Raw genomic sequence first — 4643 nt, forward strand, 5'->3', positions numbered from 1 at the left:
ACAGTGTTACAGTGAGGTACATCGTTAAGTTGTACCGTACGCATACCATGTTCAACGAGGAAACCAGCAATGTCGGTTGCTCCGGTAAAGTCGTCTGCAATTACACCAAGTAACATAATTATTTCTCCACACCAGGTAACTTAATACCTTTAAAAACCTTTATAACGGCACTGCTGTCTTCTTTGCCAAAGCAGTGGCAAACATACCAAGCGTGATGTTAGTAAACGATAATTCGTAATCGAACGCTCACGCGGTATTCAAAACATAAATCATTAGCAAAATAGCGCTATAGTCAGTAACTATGATTAGTAGCGTGATGACTATTCATTTATTCACATTAATAGAAGCTAGACCTACCGGTTGTTAAATCTAGTTAACTATTGTGACTATATGTTAAGGTTATTTTGTCGTCAAGCACTTTAGCTCACAAAAAACACCCATTAGTAATGTGTTTGTAGTGAAAAGTATTAAATAAAAGTATGTTTTTTTGCTTTTTGTATAAAGAATTTATAACTTAAACAATAACAAACATAAATTCACACATTTATTCATGGGACTAAATGAGAGTCGAAATTAATTTTTATTTTGCTGTGTGCTAATAAAAAATCGAGATGAAATTGAGATAATGTGTGACTTAGTGTTTCGTTTTTATAGTTATATAACTATAAAAACGAAGGAAGTTTAAATACATCACTTTAGTGAAAAGCAGATTTAAATAGTTAAAATTAACACCTGCTCAGTTATCAGCATGCTGCCAATTAGTTTAATAAAATAAGCTAAGTCCGAGCCCAAAAAGTGAGATGAGCTACATAGCCATCTTAATTTGGCAATAACATGTAGCTGCTCAGGGCTGACTCAGGTATCTAGCGTTACTTTAAATACGTTAAACATTTATTTACTTCATTAGTCGAGCCCATAACAACGGCTACGCGTTGGTGAATATGAGAGGGAAGTATATCTAAAATACGTTCATGCTCTGTATGTGCTTTGCCATTAGCGTTCTCGACTAACATAGCCAGTGGATTTGCTTCGTATAATAAACGTAGCTTAGCGGGCTGTTCAGGCTTGTTAATATCGTTGGGATAACAGAAAATACCACCACGGGATAACACCCGATGCATATCACCCACCATAGCGCCATTCCAGCGCATGTTAAACTTTTTAGCACGCACGCCATTTTCACCTAAAAGCAGGTCATTAATATAATCACTAAAGCCAGCTGACCATTGATGAAAATTAGACATGTTCACCGAGAACTCTTGCGTATCAGTCGCTATTGTTAGTTTTTCGGTGGTTAATAAGTAGCAACCTTGTGTTTTGTCTAAGGTGTATAAGCGAGATGGGCCACCCGTAGTAAGCGCCAGCATAGTCGATGGGCCATATAACACATAACCAGCACACACTTGTTCAGAACCTTTTTGTGAAAATTGTAATTCACTATCAGCAGCAACATTGTTTTTAGCGCGGTAAATGGTAAAAATAGTGCCTATTTGACCATTAATGTCGATATTAGAAGAGCCGTCAAGTGGATCAAAGGCAACAATATAAGGTGCATTCTCTGTAGCGGCAACAACATAGTCCTCCTCTTCAGAGGCTATAGTCCTGACTTTACCACTTTCTAATAACATATCTTTGAGTAGCTGATTACTAATAATATCTAGATTTTTCTGAGTTTCACCCTGAATGTTTTCATCAAGGGTAGAGCCCAACACATTAGACAAAGCCCCCTGGCCTACCCGAAATGAAATTTCTTTACAGGCTGTTAGTATGGTTTTAATTAGTAAAATTAATTCAATTTCAACTTTGTCTTGCTCTAAACATGGGATTAACCGTTTCATGCTTTTTCCTCATACTTATTTAGACAATTAAGCTCTTTAAATGAAATAGCTAAACGCTGCGCCATTGATTGCTCAACTTTGCGTAGCCATACGCGCGGATCGTAGTGTTTTTTATTGGGGAGATCATCACCATCGGGGTTACCAATTTGGCTTTGTAGGTAGGCTGAGTTTTCTTTATAGTAATTACTAACGCCTTCCCAGCTAGCCCATTGGGTATCAGTATCAATGTTCATTTTTATTACCCCATAGCCAATAGCTTCAGTAATTTCGGTTGCTGCAGAGCCTGAGCCACCATGAAAAACAAAGTTTAAACTGTTGTGCGCCAAACCAAATTTGTCGCTCACAAATGCTTGGGAGTTTTTTAATATTTCTGGAGTCAGCTTCACATTACCTGGTTTGTACACTCCATGGACATTGCCAAATGAAGCGGCAATAGTAAAACAATCGCTCACTTGGCTTAATTGTTGGTAAGCATAAGCGACATCTTCAGGTTGAGTGTAAAGTAATGACGAGTCTAGGTGCGAATTATCGACCCCATCTTCTTCACCACCGGTACAGCCAAGCTCAATTTCTATCCCCATATTAATTTTTGCCATACGAGATAGGTACTGCTGACAGGTTTCAATATTTTCAGTGAGCGTTTCTTCAGATAAATCTAACATGTGTGAGCTAAATAACGGTTTCCCATGAAGGTTGAAATACGCTTCACCGGCCTCTAATAGGCCGTCTATCCAAGGTAGCAACTTTTTAGCGGCATGATCGGTATGAAGTACCACAGGAATACCATAATGCTTTGCCACAGCATGCACATAATGGGCTGCTGCAATGGCGCCAGTAATTGCGGGTTGGTGATCTTTAAGAGGCACCCCTTTACCTACAAAAAATGCCGCCCCACCATGCGATAATTGAATAATAATAGGTGACTTACATAAGGATGCAGCTTCTAGCGCAGCATTAATAGAGTTAGTGCTAACAACATTGACCGCAGGAAAGGCATAGTTATTTTCACGGGCAACACGATATAAAGTATTTAAATGCTCCCCACTAACAACACCAGCAGGGACTAGATTAATTAAATTGTTCATTGTTTATCCGTATTTTGTAGATTGCTAATTGTGGTTTCTATAAATAAGTGAAATTTTTAATAGTGATAGAAAACGTGCTACTGCTCATTAAAATATAAATAGATTAATTAACGGTATAAGCATTTTTAGTTAAAATTAGTATAGTGCTAAATAAAGAGGTAGAAAAATGCGCAACTTTTTTTGCTAAAGTAAATGCTAAAACCAGTGGTTAGAATAGTTTGCAGCTAAACCTCAACTTGTAAGAATTTACAGTTTTAATTTTGTTTGGTGTGTTTTATCAAGTTATTTTAGATAATTCACACCATTAAAAAGTGCGGAGAGGTTTGCTGCAAATAGCTTACTACTTGCCTCTGCCTTTGAGATCAGCTATTTCAGCATGTGTTAAATAACGAACAGGGTGGTTATTTAGGATAAACATTAACTTGGCTGTTTCTTCTAATTCTTCTGCATTGTCTACAGCATCTTCTATATCGCTGCCGGTGATCACTGGGCCATGATTAGCTAACAAAAACGCGCGATGATGAGGAGCGAGCTTACCGAGCTCTTCAGCAATACGTGGCTCGCCTGGGCGTAAATAGGGGATCACAGGTAATTGCCCAACACGCATTACGTAATACGGTGTAAACGGACGAATAGCATTATCAGGATCCAGCGTTTCTAAGCATGACAGTGCAGTAAGGTAAGTAGAGTGTAAATGCACAATGGCATTACAATCAGGACTGTTGCGATAAATTTCGAGATGAAAAGCCACTTCTTTAGACGCGCGTTTACCTGAAATGAGAGTACCGTTTATGTCTACAACAGAAAGCTCATCGGCCACTAAGCGGCCAAATGATGCGCCCGTTGGCGTAGCTAAAAAGTTACCGTCGGGTAATTTAAGAGATAGGTTACCCGCTCCGCCTGTCGCATAGCCGCGCTGAAACATAGAAAGCGCTAAGCTTACCATTTTCTCTCTAAGATCTTGTTCTGTCATAAGTAAAACTCCTGTGCTTTTTCGAAAAACAGCTCATCCCCAAAATTCCCCGATTTAAGTGCTAGTGACAACGAACCATCAATAGACTTGACCCAAGGCACACCTGAGGCGATTTGAGGGCCAATATGAAAACCTTTTACAGCAAGGCCTTGTGTTACCGTGCCTGACGTTTCACCGCCGGCAACAATAAAATTTTGTATGCCAAATTCTTTTAGTAAATAAGCAAGTTTGCTAAAAAATAACTCTACTGCTTCACTCGATGCATGTGCACCATATTTAGCTTGAATTGCTTTTAGCTGTGCAGCAGGTTGCGTGGCATAAACCATAGGGGCAAATTTGCCATCAAGATTATTTACTACCCAATCAAATGCTTGTTGTAGATAGTGGGCGTTATTCATACATGCTCCTACATCTACGGCAAAGTGCGGGGCAAGGGTTTTATAAGCTGCAACTTGTTTATTGGTCATTAACGAGCACGAACCCGATAATATGACGGTAGCTGCTTTGGTTGGGTAGCCCGCTTTTTTAGCTTCGCCTTGATCTTGTAGTTGTTGCTGCCAGTTTTTTGCAATGCCCGCTGCCAATCCAGAGCCGCCAGTAATTAACTTTAGCGACTTAGCCGCTTGGCCTAGGGTTGCTAAATGTGCACTATTAAAGGCATCAACCACAGCGTAGCGTTTACCTGCACTTTGTAGCTCAGCAAACTGGTTAGTGATGGCCTCAGCGCCTTGCTCAATGGTTTGGTAA

At 39.6% G+C, this 4643-nt stretch carries 5 protein-coding genes; all 5 read right to left on the reverse strand.

Annotation, left to right across the window (positions count from 1 at the left end; translation table 11 throughout):
* A partial coding sequence (locus I6E78_RS18860; protein WP_231618016.1) for a four-carbon acid sugar kinase family protein occupies window positions 1-116 on the reverse strand: 116 nt, incomplete at its 3' end.
* Between the two features lie 753 nt (window positions 117-869).
* Window positions 870-1838: a class 1 fructose-bisphosphatase gene (locus I6E78_RS18060; protein WP_182684606.1), complete on the reverse strand. Its 969-nt coding sequence runs from the start codon at window positions 1836-1838 to the stop codon at window positions 870-872.
* On the reverse strand, window positions 1835-2923 hold the full coding sequence (gene fbaA / locus I6E78_RS18065; protein ID WP_197183062.1) for a class II fructose-bisphosphate aldolase: 1089 nt from the start codon (window positions 2921-2923) through the stop codon (window positions 1835-1837). Before fbaA ends, I6E78_RS18060 begins: the two co-directional genes overlap by 4 nt.
* Window positions 2924-3263: 340 nt before the next feature.
* Window positions 3264-3896 (reverse strand): 3-oxo-tetronate 4-phosphate decarboxylase, encoded by a 633-nt coding sequence (otnC, locus tag I6E78_RS18070; protein WP_197183063.1) that lies wholly within the window; start codon window positions 3894-3896, stop codon window positions 3264-3266.
* Window positions 3893-4643 (reverse strand): four-carbon acid sugar kinase family protein (locus I6E78_RS18075; protein WP_197183064.1); only part of this gene is annotated, 751 nt, incomplete at its 5' end. The genes otnC and I6E78_RS18075, both read right to left, overlap by 4 nt.

It is taken from the genome of Pseudoalteromonas sp. NZS127 (genome assembly GCF_015864805.1).
GTDB classification, from domain to species: Bacteria; Pseudomonadota; Gammaproteobacteria; order Enterobacterales; family Alteromonadaceae; genus Pseudoalteromonas; species Pseudoalteromonas nigrifaciens.

What these genes read in the sequence shown, in the direction of transcription:
- fbaA (WP_197183062.1), bottom strand. Translation starts at nt 2,923, where the DNA reads ATGAACAATTTAATTAATCTAGTCCCTGCTGGTGTTGTTAGTGGGGAG.
- I6E78_RS18060 (WP_182684606.1), bottom strand. Translation starts at nt 1,838, where the DNA reads ATGAAACGGTTAATCCCATGTTTAGAGCAAGACAAAGTTGAAATTGAA.
- otnC (WP_197183063.1), bottom strand. Translation starts at nt 3,896, where the DNA reads ATGACAGAACAAGATCTTAGAGAGAAAATGGTAAGCTTAGCGCTTTCT.